Below are 15,830 nucleotides of genomic sequence, written 5' to 3' on the forward strand. Positions count from 1 at the left end.
CTTACATCCACGCCTTTTGAATACAGGCCCTTAAATTCAGCTTGGCCCGGTGAATGATCACCCAGAAATTCCCAGGGGTCAGCTTCAGTTCATTACAAATCAGCTCCGTCGCAGCCTCATCCATATGTTTCATGGTAAAAACGGAAAACCACAGCGCCGGCAGCTTTTTCAAACACCGCTGCAGCACGGAACTGAGCTCCTTATTGCCGAACGGATCGGCGTCCTCCACACCCAGCGCTTTCGGACTGTACTCCTCCTTCCAATGACCATTGTCCGCCTCGAAGAACTCCCGCTCCGGCTCAGAGTCGCCTATCCCCCGGCCGGCTTCACCCATCGCCCCTTCCGCTCCGCCCATTGCCCGCAGACCCGAATTGCGCCTGCGATATACGTCGATAACCTTGTGCTTCAGTATCGCCGTCAGCCAGGTCCGCTCGGAACTATCCCCCTGAACTGCTCCGTCCTCTCCAGCGCAGCCAGGAATGTCTCCTGCACCAAATCCCTCGCCTGCTCTTCGTCGTCAAGCCGGGCGACGGCATAGGAATACAAATAGTCGGCATAAAGACTTACCCACTGACGGGGATCAAGCACAGCAATTTTTGCCATATATTTTAAAGTCCTGAATAATAATCATAACCCTGTTCGGCCCAATAGTCCCTGGGCCTGCCATCGCTAAAGTTCATCGTGCCGATACGCTTCAGGTTCTTGATACCATACTTTACGGGGATGATCAGCCGCAATGGCGCCCCGTGTCCGTCGGTCAGCGGCCGGTCGTTCATCTCGTAGGCCAATATGGTCTGCGGATGAAGCGCGCTTTCACGGTCGATGCCGACATAGCATTTGCCGTCCGGAGTCTCCAGTCCCATATACTTCTTTTCGGCCGACTGCTCCAGCCCAAAATGCCGGATAAAATCGACCATTCTTACTCCGGCCCAGTGCTGTATCTGGTCCCAGCCCTCCACGCACTTGAAATCAAAGACGATCTCCGTTTTTGGCAGAGCCCTGATTTCGTCGATGGACAGCTGCAGCTGCTTCCCGTCGACGGCAGTCACCACCAGCCGCCAGTCTTCAATGCAAAATCCCGGATCCCGCATCCCAATATGGCTGTTCTCCCTGACCCGCTGTGCCGCCCTCGACTTCGGATAGGTCCTGACCAGATGGTTGTCGCTGAATATCCTCCGGAAAAACAATTCTGTCTGGTTCAGCGCCCTCCTCAGAGGCTTATGCGCGCCGCCCGTCACCGCGGTCTGTTCCGGAGAACTGTTCAGCAACCATTTCCATCCGCCAAAAGCCGCGCCCCCCAGGGCAAAAAGGTCCCAAAGGAGATCAGATTACGCCTGGCGATCTTCTGCTCGACTGTCAACGGCTTCTTCAGCTTCTTTATCTTTCTCATTCTTTGGGCGCCTCCTTCCCGCTTTCTATGACTTCAAATCCTGAGATCACCGACCTGAAATTATTCCAGCCCGCCAAAATGACCTGTACGATGTGAACGACAAAGAACAACACATACCCGATCGTCAGGATAAAATGCAGGATCCGGGCAAAACTATACCCGCCGCAGATCCAGACCAGCCAGTACAGCTGCACAGGCTTGTAAATGGCCAGTCCCGTCACCAGCGAGCCAAAACCCATTACGATGATAGCGGTGTAGGCAATCCGCTGCGCCGCATTGTATTTCTTCTGCGGCGGCGCCATCCGGCGGATATGCAGATCGTGCAGGACCACCAGCCAGGCCTCCCTGAAAGAATGCCGGTTCGGCACGAGCAGCCGCCATTCCCCCGACAGAATAGTGTACAGCACATAAAACAGACCGTTCAGTGCGAAGAACCACATGAACAAAAAATGAAAAGCCATCCCTTCCGCCAGACGGCTCGGGATATGCAGCGCCTTATAGAACCACTCGGGAAAGAATTTCACGAACCGATGCCCGAAGATCGTAACGGTAAATACGTCATTCGCCCAGTAGATCAGTAGCCCGCTCCAGATCATGATCGCCAGGATAGGGAAATTGACCCAGTGGGTCCAGCGCATGACGAGCGGATGTTTTTCTTTTATGACTTTCATATGATTTTTTCTATTCTGCAGGCAGCGACGATCTCGCCGCTACCCCTGTTCTGCAGGAATGCGACGACCTCCGCGTCCCCGGCCTTTAGTCCCGCAGGCCATTCCATCTTTTCCCGTCCCACTACCCTTTCCATCTGTGTCGACTACCCGCATGCCGCGGACGATCTGTACATGGGTCAGGGTTTTTCCACCGTTCTCCCCCGCCTTTACGTTCGTCACAGCCGATCGTTGTACCAGGGCTACTACCAGCGATACCCCTTTTGTCACAGCCCCTGCCTGCCAGCTCCACGACAATCCATTCGCGTCCTGCTGCAGACTGCCGATCGACAGCCGGGCCGTCGCCGCATCCTTCAGATCGTTCTCCACCGTGGCCCGCAAAGCCCTGGCGTCCGAACCTACAAATTCCTTCTTCCCGTTGACGACTATCTGTGGAGTATATACAGAGGACAGGCGAAGCCAGTTTGCATACTCCCTCTGTCTGCCGGTAAAAGCCGCACTGCCGAACGCGTCCTTCCAGCCCAGCCTGTCCCAGTAGTCCACATGCCAGACGAGTATGAATACCGACCGGTCTTTATCCTCCCGCTGTATCTGCGCGACCAGTTCATCGGCCGGCGGACAGCTGGAACAGCCCTCGGAAGTAAACAATTCGACAACGGCAAAGCCCGGGTCTCCGGCCGCCTGCGCCAAAGGCCGGGGCCGCAACGCCGCCAGTGCGACCAACGCCACAACAACTCCCGCAAAAATGATCGGTTTCATATCCTTACAAAGTTGGTAAAAAAACTCGATTCCGGCTTTCAGAAAAATTCATTCCCGTACCAGCCTTTAAAAAACGGCTAAAATGAGCCGTGCTGCTAAAACCAAGGTCCTCAGCCACCTCTTTGACCGACTTATCGGTAAAATGTAAATACCGCTTTGCCTCCAGGATCAGCCTCCGGTGGATCAGCCGGGACGGCGATGGGTAATTGCAAAGCCCGAAGAGATTGCTAAGCGTCTTCGGCGACTTGTTCATCGTCGAGGCATAGAACTGCACCTCGTGCTGGGTGCGGTAATTGACCTCCAGCAGCAGATTGAACTTCCGGATAATATCCATCCGGTCGTCGGAGAACTGCCGGTAACATTCCGTCTGCTGTTTGGCAATACGCGTTACATGGATGATCAGCCGTTTCAGCAGGGTCCGCAACATCTCCCCCTGCATCTTGTCTTTCACCTCCAGGTCTTCCATACACTGCATCTCTATTAGCGAGATGATCTCCATTTCCCTCGGCGACAACGGGATGAACATCGGATGCTGGATGCCATAGAAAAGAAAGCCGACACACCCTACCTCCGCGTCATGATCGGCGATACAATAAAAATCGCGGTTGAACTGCCAGGCGACCAGGCTCTCCGGCGCTGCAAACTGAAAATGCTGGTTGGCGACCAGGGGAAGGACCGAGCTTCCGGGCATCGTATACGCTATTTTATCAATAACTACCTTCTGCTCCCCTCCCGTATTATAGACGATCGTATTGATCATTTCCTTTTTCCCGTTGACCAATCCCTCCCCTCTTAACATTGGGTCGCCCACCCTGATCACAAATTTTCCCTGCGTAAGCCGGTCTTCGAATTGCCATTTCATACACACTCCGTCGAAACCAGGCCCGATTCCTTACAAATTATTGCAAACTAACCTTAATAATATTCGGAATAGGAGGTAAAGTAGTGAAGGCGTTAGGATTAGGGACCACAGAAATCGGCAGATTTTCCGTCAGCGGCGTCCCCGCGAGATTGAACTGCGTCACACCCGCGCCCGGGAATTGATCGATAGCCGTCCCGTCATTGTACAGCTGGATGGTGGCAGACAGATCACCCATCACCGTCGCGTCGACACCGTTGCCCGCGGTCGCAAAGAACCAGTCATTGGAGAACCCATACATCGTTGCGATAGCCAGCCGGTCACCCTTCACGACTTTGATATCCTGGGAAACCTTGCTGCCCGCCGCACCGTTGATCACCGGCAAAAGTACGCGGGTACCGGAAGCCGCCAGATTATACACCGCCTTTACGCCTTTCAGTCCCTTCAGATAATTGGCCAGCGTGTCGGGTACGCCCCGCTGCGCCAGATACTTGAGCCCCTGACCACGGTCGGCCTCGCCGATCTTATATATCGGATTGTCGATCCCGTTGTAGACGACTACCAGCACCGGCGACAGCGGCGTAAATATGCCGGTGATGGACTGCACATAGGCCCATAGCTTCGAGTTATCACCCATTTCCGCAATATTGGTCAGACCATTGGCCGTAGGCTGCCCCGCCGTATACAGCGGATTCGGCATCAGTAAATTACCGCCAACGATATACGAAACCGACCACACACCCGGGCTCAGCGGAGTCGGATTGGTCGTCCCGCCCGAAGTATTGGTCAGCGTAAGCGTAAAGGTCGAATTGCCATTATACTTCAGCACCGCACTGACAAGCTTCGAAGCCGGCGCATAGGTATTGCCCTGGGCGTCGACGCCATTCACCTCCTTAATAGCCTGATTGTCGGGCGTGCCCGGGTGATTGACACTGGCGCCGGGAGTCTGATTGATACGCGTGCCGTTGTCCCATAGCTTTATCTGGCCGGATACATCGCCCTCGATGGGAGTACCGTCGCTGCCATAGACGGCAATACCCGGACTGGCCGGCGCAAAGAACAGATCGTTCGACCAGCCATACATGGTGGCAAAAGACAATGCCTCCCCTTTTGCCGCAGCGAAACTTACCGTCACCGACTGGCCGGGCTGGATCAGCGCGGGCGAACCCGTCCCCTGAAAAGTACCGGACTCGACCAGCGGTTTGGAATTTAATACGTTCTCTATCGTGATGGTCTCCATCTGAGGAGCCGCGCCCCTGGTGCGTTGTCCTTCTTACACGCGCTCATGAAAAAAGGCAGCAGTGCCGCCGCAGGCCACAGGCCAATCCTTGTCAACTGATTCATGGAAGTATGATTTTGTAGGACAAAGCTACCGTTGACCCGCCCCCCGAACAATGCCTGTAGTTCCCGAAGGCTTGTCTAAACTTCCCCCGGATGGCATATCGTTTGCTGCTGATACCACATGTTCAACTATACCGGGTCGTTCAGCAGCTTCTCCGTCAACGACCTTAAAAAAGCAACGGAATTCTATCGGCAGAAGCTCGGCCTCGAAATCAACGAGACACCGGAGGGGCTTTCCGTTCGTATCGGCAACGACGCGAACGTCTTTCTCTATCCAAAAGAGAACCATGAGCCCGCCAGCTTTACCGTCCTGAACTTCCAGGTCAGCAATATTGAGGAAGCAGTAGACGGGCTAACGGCGTCCGGTATCACCTTTCTTCAGTACGAAGGCGACCTGAAAACAGACAAGAAAGGCATCTTCCGCGGACCTGTTGGACCAAAGATTGCCTGGTTCACCGACCCTGCGGGAAATATCCTGTCGGTAGTGGAAAGCAACAACTAATTCACCAGCAAACTGTGCTGAGTTGCGGTATGGAGGTCTCGCCAAACCCGGTTTATCTCCGTGTCCGGCCGCGCGGCGGTTAAACCACCATAGGGATATAATCCGTCAACCACCCGACGAACTCCGTCGGCCAACGCCCGACTCGCACGGCTGACAGCATCATAACCGGCCCGCGTCGCCCACGATTCGTCCAGTGCCTGAAAGAACTGGATCCTGAGATCATCCAGTATACTCAACGCCTCCTCCAGTTTCACCGTAGCGGCCAGCCGGTCCCGCTGACGGAACAGCTCGCCGCAGCAGTCGAGATAGTGCATCCCCATTCCGGAAAGGTTGGCCGTCAGTGTGGCCTCCGCCAACTGCAGAAAGGGATATCGATAGACGGGGTCGCCGTCTTTCGCCTGACCTGATTCGATCGCAAAACAACGGTCGGCAGGAATCACTACATCCCTTACTTCAAAGGAATGGCTTCCAGTTGCGACAAGTCCGATAGTATTCCAGGTCGGGTGTACGATCACTTCTTCCGGGCGGAAAAGGAAAGGCCGGACCTCCCGCCGCCCTCCGTCGGAGACGACCGCACAATTCGCCGTGAACGCCGTCGCATGCGTCGCCCCGCTGGCATACTCCCACTTCCCGCTGATCCGGTAACCACCAGGTACAGGCACGGCTTCACCCCCAGGGGCCCCGCTACCGGCTATGCACATCCGCCAGTCGGAAAAGATCTCAGCATAGTTTCCTGAAGGGAAAAACCGGCAAACCACCCCGCCCCGCTGCACAGCGTCACCGCCCAGCCGACCGAACCGTCGGCCCACGCGATCCCCTCTTCCAGCCGGACCAGTTCGGGCAACGACAAGGGACTGCCAGGGACCAGCATCCTCCACCACTGATGCTCATAGATCGTCCGCAGCTGATCGGGATGCAGGTCACGTGCAGCCTCGGCCTCAGCTGACCTGGCCCGCAGAATGTCCGCCACACCAGCAGGCAAAAACGCCGAAGGATGCTGTATCATGCCAAAGATTTTTCCGCTGCCATACGAATCAGGTATTTCTTTCGCCAGTCAAAATACCCGAAGACAGCTACGATAAAAAGGATGATCGTCAGTCCCGCGAACAGCGGCAGCTGTTTGTAGAATAACAGGGGTATGGCGAACAGATTGGAGATATTCAGCAGGATCCAGTTCTCGACCTTCCTCTTCGCCAGCAGCCACATCCCCGCCCAGGCCGTAGCGCTGACCCAGGCATCCGCCAGAGGAACCGTCGACGGCGTCAATGTCTTCAGTAAAAAATACAGGACTACAAATCCCCCTCCGGCAATTGCGAATACGGTCCCCCAGTCCGTCCGGCTGCACACCGAAATGGATACCGGCGGCCGGTCTCTTTTCTTTGTCCAGTACCACCAGCCATAAACGCTCATGACCATATAGTAGGCGTTCAGCAAAGAGTCGGCATAAAGACCCGAAACGAAAAGAATATACATGGTGAGCAGGGTGCTGATAATCCCCGCCGGATACAACAGGATATTGTTGACTCGGGCCAGAAGGACTTCCGCGACCCCGGTAACGATCGCGATCCACTGGAGCAGATCCGTTTCCGCGATCTGTTCTTTCAGTAGCTGGAAAAGTTCGCTTGCCTGCATAACGGGCGAAGATAAGATATCCCGCTTATTCGGGAAGAGGGACTCCGGATATCCGTAAAAAACAGTATATTACACAAAACGCCTATTCCATGCTGGTCGTCTATATTCTCGCCGCTCTGATCATTCTGTTTCTGCTCACCGCTGCCTTTGTCGGAACACAATGGAAATTCGAAAAGTCGATCCTCATTCAGGCGCCGCTGGACAAGGTCTGGCCTCATATCAACACCTTCAGAGCCTCCAACGAATGGAGTCCATGGATCAGCCTCGACCCCAATATTCGTCAGCAAATAACGGGCGAGGACGGCACCCCCGGCGCCACCTATTCCTCGGAAAGCGAAGAAAAGAATGTCGGCGCGGGCAACCAGACTCTGCGTACCATCACCGACCATTCGGAAGTTACCTCCGTGATCAATTTTCTTCGCCCCATCAAAGGCCGGGCAGACGGCTATATCCGGATCGCACCCGAAGGCGGAGGCACCCGCGCCGAATGGGGTATTGCCAGCGCAACCCCTTACCCGATGAATATCATCAAACTCTTCGGCGTCATCGAAAAGAATCTGGACCGCGACTTCACCAAAGGACTCAGCAAGTTGAAAGAACTCAGCGAAAGATAGCCTGCCAATTTCCGCCTGGTTCCTGTCAAAAAGCGCAAACACCGGAGGCATAAAACCGCTGAACTTGGGGCCAGCCACGCCTTCCATACCAACAGCCTCGGCCAACCCATCGCAGAACAGGCGCCGGACCACGGCAAACCGCCAGTCGACTTCCGCGGCAGACTCGCCATGGTCTGGACCAGACACAACGACGACTATTTCAAAGATACCCGACTCCGCATAAAACCAACCCGCCCGCAACTCGAATTTGCCGACCGCGACCTCTTCCACGAAATGGTCGCGCCCGCCCGCCAGCGCAACATGACACCACCATCAAGGCCATCAAAGGTTCAGCCTATGTCGGATGGCACGTCGACCAGCAGCCAACGAGCTGGGACATCGTCTACCGCGCCGAAATGAGCTACGCCGGGATGGCGCCGTACTCCGACTTTATCAAGCTGATCCTCTACCACGAAGTACTCGGGCCACGCATCAGGTCCTGGTACCTCGACCGGTTCAAAAACACCATACTGAGCGAGCTGTCACTGGAAGAGTCGCTAAGCCTGTACTACGATATCTTCGGCTACGACAAGACGGTAGAGCCCAAAGTCGACGAACTCGCCAAACGCGGATTCTCCCCCGACTTCGCAGCCCGCGAGACCCGGCGCAGCGTCGCTTCGGCAGAAGGCAAAACGCAGATCATTGCAGGCATCGGCTTCGACGTCCCCGGAAGCCCTCCCGACGACCCGCAGCGAATATATCAGGCCACAAAAATGCCCTCCAGTGCCGGAGCTACCGGCATCATGGTCTCGAGAGAGTACGAGGAAATGCGTATTCCTCACCTCGAAGCAGTAGGCAGAGCCGCACTCGGCAAATAGTACGCCGCCTATCAGCCCGACAACGCGATCTCCAAATAGCAAAGAAGCCCGGTTCTACCGGCCCTTTTTCTCGTACAATACCCAAACATCGTTAATGGTATTGATCCCCATTCCCTGCAGCATCGTATTGAGGCCCCAGAGTATCGGCGACGAACAGATCTTCCGCTCATAGCCAAGACTATCCAGCAAGTGCTTGCGGTCTTTTACGTCATTGTAAGTAGTAGTGATATACTCGGCGCCGTTGCCGACATAACGCAGCGAATCGACAACAGACAGCTTGTTCCAGGTAAAATTGCGAACGCCCTCCTGATAGTAGACAAAAGGAAGATGCCCGTCCGTCTCGAGAGGCGATCTGGGTACGGTATAGATCGTCACCGGCCGTCCCCTGAACTCCCGCTTGACCTGCACCGCAAAATGCAGCGCCTGGCAATAGGGTGTAAAAAAGAACAGCACCAGCACCAGCAGATTCAGGCCAAGACTGAAAACGGCAATGCCCTTTATCCATTTCCGGAAGCCGCTGCGCCGCGTCTCATACCACCGGATCATATCCGGCATTCCCCAGCCGATGAGTATCGGCATGAGGCTGAGGATGGGAAAAAGGAACCGGTCTTCCTTGTGCGCAACGATACAGTGCCCGATGATAAACAACAGCACGGGCAGCGATAGCGGGTCCGACAACTTCTTTACAAAGGCCGCCCTGAACGCGAACCAAAGCAGCAGAATACTGATCGGCGGAGCAAACACGATACCACACAACTCTCCTATATAGACGATGAACGGCGAAGTCCCAAAATGTGCCGCCGTACCCTCGATAATATTGACTTTGTAGTAGGTGTAGGGTGTCAGCACCCACTGGTGATAGAAATCATAGTCTAGTTTGACATTCAGCGCGAAGCCCAGGGCAAACCCGATAGCCATCGGCAACACCATCCAATACCTTTTTTCGAATATAAGCATCCAGCACCCAAACCCGATTATCGCAAAAGCCGTCTGAAAACGGACGTAGAACGACAACGCGAACAGGAACCCTACCAGCAGCGTCAGCAGCCAGCCCGGACGCCTTGTTATATAGATCCATACCCCCCAGAAGAACAGCAACGAAGACAGCATCTCCGAACTGAATAAGGTCCTGGAGTAAGGTATCCACCACGAAAAATTGAGGATGAACACTACCCAATAGAGCGTACGCCGGTCACCGTCTTTAAAATACCAAAGCGCAAAAGCATTGTAAAGCACAAAAAGCGCCAGGCCAAAAACTACCTGCAGCACGGTCATCTGCGTAAACGGATCGCTGATCCCGATCCAACCGCAAAATAGCCGGTACCCCGAAAATAAATAGACCTGCAGCGTCGGCCGGATATGGGCGTCGTATTCCCATACGTGACCAAACGGCTTGTGCAACTGGGCGGAAGAAAATTCGATTATCTGGAAATGCTGGTCGGGGTGGTAGATACCGATAGCTGTTATACAAGTGATGACCTGTACGATCAACGAAGCCAAAAGCAACAGCCTTAATGTCTTATCCTTTCTGATAGTTTCTCTGAATTCTCCAAATAGCATAATGGTCAGGTTAGCGGCGCGTGTAAAGATAAGTGCTATACTTTCTTTCAGCAAGTTTCAGCGCTTTTTCAACCGTAGCCTTTGCCGGATGGAACCATTCCCTCTCGATTATAACCTTTCCCTTTTTTCCACCGGCCGCCAGCTGCCCGTCGCCAGACCATTACAAACCATTACCGGCCGGAAAAGGCCATTGACGGTGATGATCTTCCGCTCGTGCTCCGTGGCAAAAAGCCCCGCCCTATCTGCATAGCCGATGATCCATTCGTCAAAGGCCGGCAGCAGCAACGCCGAAGGCATCCTGGCTCCCTCCTTCCCATCGACCAGCCAATACTCTTTCTCTTTTAATTTCACCGAACGCAGCTCAGCCCCCAGCGACGCGACCCCTTTTTTGACGTCCTTCACTAAAAGCCCCGACCACCAGGAAAAATCATTCAAAGTTGCGGGGCCATGTCCGCTAAAATAGCGCCGCGTCAACTCTGCCAGCGCTTCCTCCCGCGACAGCCGCCGCGCCGAGGGTGCCCTTTCGTCCAGCAAAGCATAGGTGCCCTTCCCGGGACCGCTGCAAATTAGCCCCTCCAATTCCGCATCGACAAGGATATGCGAGCTCCGGTTGTCGTCCGTCGCGATCCCGGCTTTCTTGAATAGCGCTACCAGCTCCGTGCGCGGCATCTGCGGCTTTTTGGCCAGCGCCGCGCCGACCAGCCGGCGGCATCGCGCAAGGATTTTCTTGTCCAGTTCGAGGTACTTCTCCCTAAACGCCATCTTCGTCCTTATCTGCGGAGCCGTCAGCTCCAGCATCCACCGGATATCCGCCGCAGCCACCAGATGCCAGGTCGGCCTCAGCACATGCGTCCGCAGGATCTCGCCCCGCTCGATCGCCTCCTCCACCTCTTCATGGCTCCCACCTATCCGAAGCCCCACCGCCCATTTGGACATTCCATAGTCCTGCGACTGCATCGCCCCGAAACCCGCGACGACTTCGGCTGGGCTCACGGCCTTTCCCTCTCCCGCCAGCCTTTGCGCGACCAGCCGCATCCGTAAAATATCTTTAAAGGTCATTTCAACCGAAAGTTAGTCATTTTGCTAAACGCAAGAACCTGTAGATTTACGCCCTCAATTTCCCCAGCGCATGAAGACCCAACTACTGACAGGCTTTTTTCTAACGATCCTTACAATCAACTCCCTGGCCCAGGACAATACCGAACTCAACACAGGCTGGAAATGTCAGGCCATCGGCAAAATAAAGGCGGAAGGTCCAAAAATATCCACCCCCGATTTCTCTACCAAAACCTGGTTGGACGCTACAGTTCCCGGCACCGTCCTGACCACCCTCATCAACAACAAACTCGCCCCGGACCCTTTCTACGGGATGAACAACGAACAGATCCCCGATATCTACAAGACCGGACGCGACTACTATACCTATTGGTTCGTAAAAGATTTTAACGAGGCGAAAGAACTCAACAAAGGCGAGCAGGTCTGGCTCAACTTCCGCGGCGTCAACTACGGCTGCGATATCTGGCTCAACGGCCATAAGCTCAACGCGACTATCCATTTCGGCATGTACCTCCGCCAGTCATACAATATTACAAAATACATCAGGCGCGGCGCCAACCGAATTGCTGTCATCGTCTATCCCCCGACCCCGTCGGCAACCCCAACGGCGGCCAGGGCGGCGACGGAGAGATCGCCCGCAACGTTTCTCACCAGTACGTAGCCGGCTGGGACTGGATCCAGCCCATCCGCGACCGCAACACCGGCATCTGGGACAAAGTGACTCTCGAACACACCGGCTCCGTCCGCATCAAAAACCCGCATATCGTCACCGAGGTCCCCGGCCAACGCTATCCCGACGTGACAAACCAGGCCCCCGCCCTGCTTCACATCAGCGCCGAATTGGAAAACGCCAGCGACGAACCCGTCAATGGTGAACTCACATATACCATCGACAATTCTTTAGTCTCAACCCACGTCACCCTCTCACCACACGAGGTTCGCGAAGTCGTGTTACCAGTCAAAACCATCGGCCATCCCCGTCTCTGGTGGCCCAACGGCTACGGCTCTCAGCACCTGTATCGAACAGTTCTAAAGTTCGGCGACTCCGACACCCTCGGTTTAACCTTCGGCGTCCGCCAAATCACCACATCCTGGAACCCCACTACAAAAAGCCGCGAGACCTCCGTCAACGGCCAGAAGATCTTCATAAAAGGCGGCAACTGGATCGTCTCCGACGAACTCCTCCGCTTCACCCCCCAGCGCTACGACGCCGAAGTCCGCTTCCACCGCGACATGAACCTCAACCTCATCCGTGTCTGGGGCGGCGCCCTCACCGAGAGGCCCGAATTCTACGAAGCATGCGACCGCTACGGCATGCTCGTCTTCCGAGGACTTCTGGAACTCCGGCGACTGCAATGGCCGCTGGGTGGACCCGATGAAAAAGAAGACCAGTGGACAAGACGCCAGTACCCCAACGATCATAGCCTCTTCATCATGAGCGTCGTCGACCAGGTAAAAATGCTCCGCAACCACCCCTCTCTCGCCTTCTGGTGCGGTGGCAACGAGATCACACCGCCGGAGGATATCCTCAAGGCTATGAAAGACTCGATTATGCCGACCCTCGACGGCACCCGGACCTTCTTCGACTTCTCCAACTCGGACAGCATGTCCTTCAACAGCCTCGGCGGCAACGGTGACGGCCCCTACGGCATACAGGACATCCGCACCTTCTGGGGCAAAAGAACATACCCGTTCAACTCCGAGGTCGGCTCCGTCGGTATGGGTGACTACGAGTCGCTGGTGCGCTTCCTGCCAGAAGACCATCGCAACCCGCCCGTCTATCCCGGCAAGGAAGACCCGGTATGGAACTATCATAAATATATTGGTTACGATTCCTCGGTCTACGCCTACGGCCCGGTAAAAGACCTGAAAGACTACGCAGAAAAGGCGCAGCTCGTCAACTACGACCAGTATCGCGCACTGATGGAAGGGTTCAGCTCGCATATGTGGGACTGGTATACCGGCACTATCATCTGGAAAACACAAAATCCGTGGACCGCCCTCCGCGGACAGATGTACGACTACTACCTCGACGTCAACGCCTGCCTCTACGGACTCCACAGCGGCAGCGAGCCCCTCCATATCCAGTACGATCCTGTTACCGGCATGGTGATGATCGTCAACAACGGCTTCCGCACACAGCGCGAGCTGATGATGGAGATCAGAACGATCGACATGGCCGGCAAATCCACCCTTCTCACCCAGGTTTTCAACGAAGCCGGTCCCACGATGGCGAAGAACTATATTCCCATGGGACACCAGATCGACCACGTCCGCGGCAAAGAAGGTATTTTCCTGTCACTCCGGCTAGTTAACGTAAAACAAGAGACGCTCAGCGACAACCTCTACTGGCTGCCCGACTCGACCGGCGCCTACTCGGGACTTCAGCATATAGCCAAAGCAACCCCCAAAATAAAAACCACCCGAACCGAAGGCCGGATCACCGCCACCATCACCAATCCGGCCGGCGGACCCGTCGCCTTCTTCAACCGGATCTCATTGATAAACCCAACCACCAAACAACGCATCCTCCCCGTCTTCTACAGCGACAACTATTTCTCCATCCTCCCCGGCGAGAGCAAAACCATTACCATGGACTACACTCCCCAAAACGGAGTGACCCCGCAAGTTTCGATGAGAGGCTGGAACGTCGAAGAGGCGGATTATTAACAAAAACCCAAAATATTTGGATTTTTTCCGCCTTACGAGGAAATGTTTCAACTTTGTAACCATGAAAGCTTTAATTTCCTTTGGCTTGGCAATACTCGCGATCGGAACGATCGCGTCGGGCTGCGGGTCATCCAAATCAGCTCAAAAAAGCGATGCTGACCCCGCCGTAACTACATGGCAAAGATCGGCTATCACAATCGACGGCTCCGACAAAGACTGGACAAGACCACTTCCCTGGTCGGTCAAATCCGAAAACATCAGCTACGCCGTAACCAACGACAACCAGAACCTCTATATCCTGATGGCGACCTCCAGCCCGCAGGAACAACAAAAGATCGTTCAGGGCGGAATGACGGTATGGGTCAACACCAAAGGCGACAAAAGCTACGCAGGCGCCATAGGCGTCGGCTATCCGCTGGACGCGCACAGCGACCGCGACAAAAACCTCATGGAAGAGGCCCAGCCCCAGCGCAAGAACAACAAACCCGTCACACTCGAAGACAAACACGACTACCAGATCTACGGCTTCGATAACGGTCAGATCCCTACCTATACTTACGGTGACACCAATACGCAGGGCATCGTGATGCGCATGGATTACAGCAACGGCGGCGAACTCATCTATGAAGCCGCGATCCCGCTGCAGACACTCTACCCCAATCATAATCCGAATTCCTCCTATGCTTCCAAAACAGTAGCGGTCGGCTTCGTCATCGAAGGCCTGCTGCACTGGCACCGACGTTCCCCGCGGCGGCAGCGGTGGCGGACCAACCATCGGCGTCGGCGGTGGAGTAGGATTCGGCTCATTCGGCAGCGGCGGCGGTCTAGGCATCTCCATCGGCACCGGCTCCCTCATCGGCGGCGGAGGCGGCGGACGCAAGCAGCTATTCCGCACCACCGAGGTCTGGCAGAGCGTCCAGCTATCCGGCAGCGCCGGCCAGCCGATGAAAGGCTTTTAATCTCCTCATTTTTAATAAGTTCCTTACATTTGTGGCCTCCCTCCACCCGACTACTCATTGTTAACTCAAATATTCTATCATGAAGAAAACTGTCCATTTTCTAGCCTGCATCGTTGTATCGACCTCATTATTAACCAGTTGCGTTTCCAGCGGAAGGTACCACGCCTCCCTCAGCGCCCTCGAATCCGCCCGCAATGACAGCGCGCGGCTCGCTACCCAGGTCGCCCAGCAAAAGGCCAATATCGACAAGCTGAACGGCCAGGTCTCCGACCTCAACGGCCAGGTCGACGGCCTGAATAAAAAAGTCGACGACCTGACGAACCGGACCGGTCAGCTCTCCACCGAATCCGCCAACAGACAAAAAGCCCTCAGCAAAAGCCAGCAGGAACTGGCCGCCAACCAAAAACGCCTCGAAGAATTGCAGGCCCTGATGGACCAGCAAAAACGCGCCATCCTGGACATCCGCAAGAAGATGAGCGACGCCCTCGTCGGTTTCAACTCCAAGGATCTTCAGGTCTCTATCAAGAATGGTAAAGTATACGTGAGCCTGTCGGAGAACCTCCTGTTCCCTTCCGGTAGCGCCGTCGTCAACCCCAAAGGAAAGGAAGCCCTCGGCAAACTGGCCGGTGTACTCAACAATAACAACGACATCACCGTGATGATCGAAGGACATACCGACTCCATTCCCATTCACGGCCGCTACCAGGACAACTGGGACCTTTCCACGGCCCGGGCTACGTCGATCGTACGCATCCTGACCAAGGACTATATGGTGGACCCGGTGAGAGTGGAAGCCTCGGGTCATAGCTCTTACGATCCCGTACAAACCAACGCCACCACCGAAGGCCGCGCGCTCAACAGAAGGACCGAGATCATCCTCTCGCCCCGACTCGACGAACTCTATCGTCTTATCGAATCGAGCCCCGCCGGAGCAACAAGTAAGAACTAAAAAAAAGAGAGGCC

21 protein-coding genes are annotated in these 15,830 nt (G+C 55.2%); 8 read left to right on the forward strand and 13 right to left on the reverse strand.

Annotated elements, in window-relative coordinates; all coding sequences use genetic code 11:
* Position 1: 1 nt before the first annotated feature.
* The 8 genes from ACQ86N_RS22225 to ACQ86N_RS22260 form a co-directional block, all read right to left on the reverse strand.
* Entirely contained in the window at positions 2-355 is a 354-nt protein-coding gene (locus ACQ86N_RS22225; RefSeq protein WP_431217022.1) for a hypothetical protein, read from the reverse strand.
* Between the two features lie 62 nt (positions 356-417).
* Positions 418-603 (reverse strand): RNA polymerase sigma factor, encoded by a 186-nt coding sequence (locus ACQ86N_RS22230; RefSeq protein WP_431217023.1) that lies wholly within the window; start codon positions 601-603, stop codon positions 418-420.
* A gap of 5 nt (positions 604-608) precedes the next feature.
* On the reverse strand, positions 609-1,268 hold the full coding sequence (locus tag ACQ86N_RS22235) for a molybdopterin-dependent oxidoreductase (protein ID WP_431217024.1): 660 nt from the start codon (positions 1,266-1,268) through the stop codon (positions 609-611).
* Positions 1,262-1,390 carry a hypothetical protein gene (locus ACQ86N_RS22240; RefSeq protein WP_431217025.1) on the reverse strand — a complete coding sequence of 43 codons (129 nt, stop codon included), beginning with the start codon at positions 1,388-1,390 and terminating at the stop codon, positions 1,262-1,264. The genes ACQ86N_RS22235 and ACQ86N_RS22240 overlap by 7 nt, the downstream gene beginning before the upstream one ends.
* A complete protein-coding gene (locus ACQ86N_RS22245; RefSeq protein ID WP_431217026.1) occupies positions 1,387-2,061 on the reverse strand; it encodes a cytochrome b/b6 domain-containing protein in 675 nt (224 codons plus the stop codon). Before ACQ86N_RS22245 ends, ACQ86N_RS22240 begins: the two co-directional genes overlap by 4 nt.
* Positions 2,062-2,100: 39 nt before the next feature.
* Positions 2,101-2,817: a DUF1223 domain-containing protein gene (locus tag ACQ86N_RS22250; protein ID WP_431217027.1), complete on the reverse strand. Its 717-nt coding sequence runs from the start codon at positions 2,815-2,817 to the stop codon at positions 2,101-2,103.
* A 4-nt stretch (positions 2,818-2,821) separates the two neighbouring features.
* The gene (locus tag ACQ86N_RS22255) at positions 2,822-3,679 is read right to left on the reverse strand and encodes a helix-turn-helix domain-containing protein (protein WP_431217028.1); all 858 of its coding nucleotides are present in this window, start codon (positions 3,677-3,679) and stop codon (positions 2,822-2,824) included.
* 37 nt (positions 3,680-3,716) lie between these two features.
* Positions 3,717-4,916, reverse strand: a complete 1,200-nt coding sequence (locus tag ACQ86N_RS22260; protein WP_431217029.1) for a spondin domain-containing protein — start codon at positions 4,914-4,916, stop codon at positions 3,717-3,719.
* A 222-nt stretch (positions 4,917-5,138) separates the two neighbouring features.
* On the opposite strand from ACQ86N_RS22260, the gene ACQ86N_RS22265 reads away from it, so the two are divergent.
* The gene (locus ACQ86N_RS22265) at positions 5,139-5,519 is read left to right on the forward strand and encodes a VOC family protein (RefSeq protein WP_431217030.1); all 381 of its coding nucleotides are present in this window, start codon (positions 5,139-5,141) and stop codon (positions 5,517-5,519) included.
* Here ACQ86N_RS22265 and ACQ86N_RS22270 read toward each other — a convergent pair.
* From ACQ86N_RS22270 to pnuC, 3 genes are read right to left on the reverse strand one after another with little or no spacing between them, the layout of a single operon-like run.
* Positions 5,516-6,181 (reverse strand): hypothetical protein, encoded by a 666-nt coding sequence (locus ACQ86N_RS22270; RefSeq protein WP_431217031.1) that lies wholly within the window; start codon positions 6,179-6,181, stop codon positions 5,516-5,518. The two genes, ACQ86N_RS22265 and ACQ86N_RS22270, sit on opposite strands and share 4 nt — an antisense overlap.
* A 29-nt stretch (positions 6,182-6,210) precedes the next feature.
* Positions 6,211-6,525: a hypothetical protein gene (locus ACQ86N_RS22275; RefSeq protein ID WP_431217032.1), complete on the reverse strand. Its 315-nt coding sequence runs from the start codon at positions 6,523-6,525 to the stop codon at positions 6,211-6,213.
* Positions 6,522-7,151: a nicotinamide riboside transporter PnuC gene (gene pnuC, locus ACQ86N_RS22280; protein ID WP_431217033.1), complete on the reverse strand. Its 630-nt coding sequence runs from the start codon at positions 7,149-7,151 to the stop codon at positions 6,522-6,524. Before pnuC ends, ACQ86N_RS22275 begins: the two co-directional genes overlap by 4 nt.
* An 89-nt stretch (positions 7,152-7,240) precedes the next feature.
* On the opposite strand from pnuC, the gene ACQ86N_RS22285 reads away from it, so the two are divergent.
* The 3 genes from ACQ86N_RS22285 to ACQ86N_RS22295 all read left to right on the forward strand — a co-directional run bounded on the left by ACQ86N_RS22285 (position 7,241) and on the right by ACQ86N_RS22295 (position 8,622).
* Positions 7,241-7,765, forward strand: a complete 525-nt coding sequence (locus ACQ86N_RS22285) for an SRPBCC family protein (protein ID WP_431217034.1) — start codon at positions 7,241-7,243, stop codon at positions 7,763-7,765.
* 168 nt (positions 7,766-7,933) lie between these two features.
* Positions 7,934-8,164, forward strand: coding sequence for a hypothetical protein (locus ACQ86N_RS22290; protein WP_431217035.1), 231 nt, complete (start codon positions 7,934-7,936; stop codon positions 8,162-8,164).
* Entirely contained in the window at positions 8,161-8,622 is a 462-nt protein-coding gene (locus ACQ86N_RS22295) for a hypothetical protein (RefSeq protein WP_431217036.1), read from the forward strand. The genes ACQ86N_RS22290 and ACQ86N_RS22295 overlap by 4 nt, the downstream gene beginning before the upstream one ends.
* Before the next feature lie 54 nt (positions 8,623-8,676).
* On the opposite strand, the gene ACQ86N_RS22300 is transcribed toward ACQ86N_RS22295, so the two are convergent.
* Entirely contained in the window at positions 8,677-10,182 is a 1,506-nt protein-coding gene (locus ACQ86N_RS22300; RefSeq protein WP_431217037.1) for a hypothetical protein, read from the reverse strand.
* Between the two features lie 108 nt (positions 10,183-10,290).
* Positions 10,291-11,241, reverse strand: coding sequence for a winged helix DNA-binding domain-containing protein (locus ACQ86N_RS22305; RefSeq protein WP_431217038.1), 951 nt, complete (start codon positions 11,239-11,241; stop codon positions 10,291-10,293).
* A gap of 70 nt (positions 11,242-11,311) precedes the next feature.
* Here ACQ86N_RS22305 and ACQ86N_RS22310 point away from each other — a divergent pair, with 70 nt between their 5' ends.
* The 4 genes from ACQ86N_RS22310 to ACQ86N_RS22325 all read left to right on the forward strand — a co-directional run bounded on the left by ACQ86N_RS22310 (position 11,312) and on the right by ACQ86N_RS22325 (position 15,816).
* Complete coding sequence (locus ACQ86N_RS22310; protein WP_431217039.1) at positions 11,312-11,899, forward strand: glycosyl hydrolase 2 galactose-binding domain-containing protein; 588 nt, start codon at positions 11,312-11,314, stop codon at positions 11,897-11,899.
* Between the two features lie 56 nt (positions 11,900-11,955).
* On the forward strand, positions 11,956-13,908 hold the full coding sequence (locus tag ACQ86N_RS22315) for a glycoside hydrolase family 2 TIM barrel-domain containing protein (protein WP_431217040.1): 1,953 nt from the start codon (positions 11,956-11,958) through the stop codon (positions 13,906-13,908).
* 61 nt (positions 13,909-13,969) lie between these two features.
* Positions 13,970-14,950, forward strand: a complete 981-nt coding sequence (locus tag ACQ86N_RS22320) for a hypothetical protein (protein WP_431217041.1) — start codon at positions 13,970-13,972, stop codon at positions 14,948-14,950.
* Entirely contained in the window at positions 14,947-15,816 is an 870-nt protein-coding gene (locus ACQ86N_RS22325; protein WP_431217042.1) for an OmpA family protein, read from the forward strand. Before ACQ86N_RS22320 ends, ACQ86N_RS22325 begins: the two co-directional genes overlap by 4 nt.
* The last annotated feature ends 14 nt before the right edge of the window (positions 15,817-15,830 follow it).

Source organism: Puia sp. P3 (assembly GCF_050632245.1).
GTDB lineage: Bacteria > Bacteroidota > Bacteroidia > Chitinophagales > Chitinophagaceae > Puia.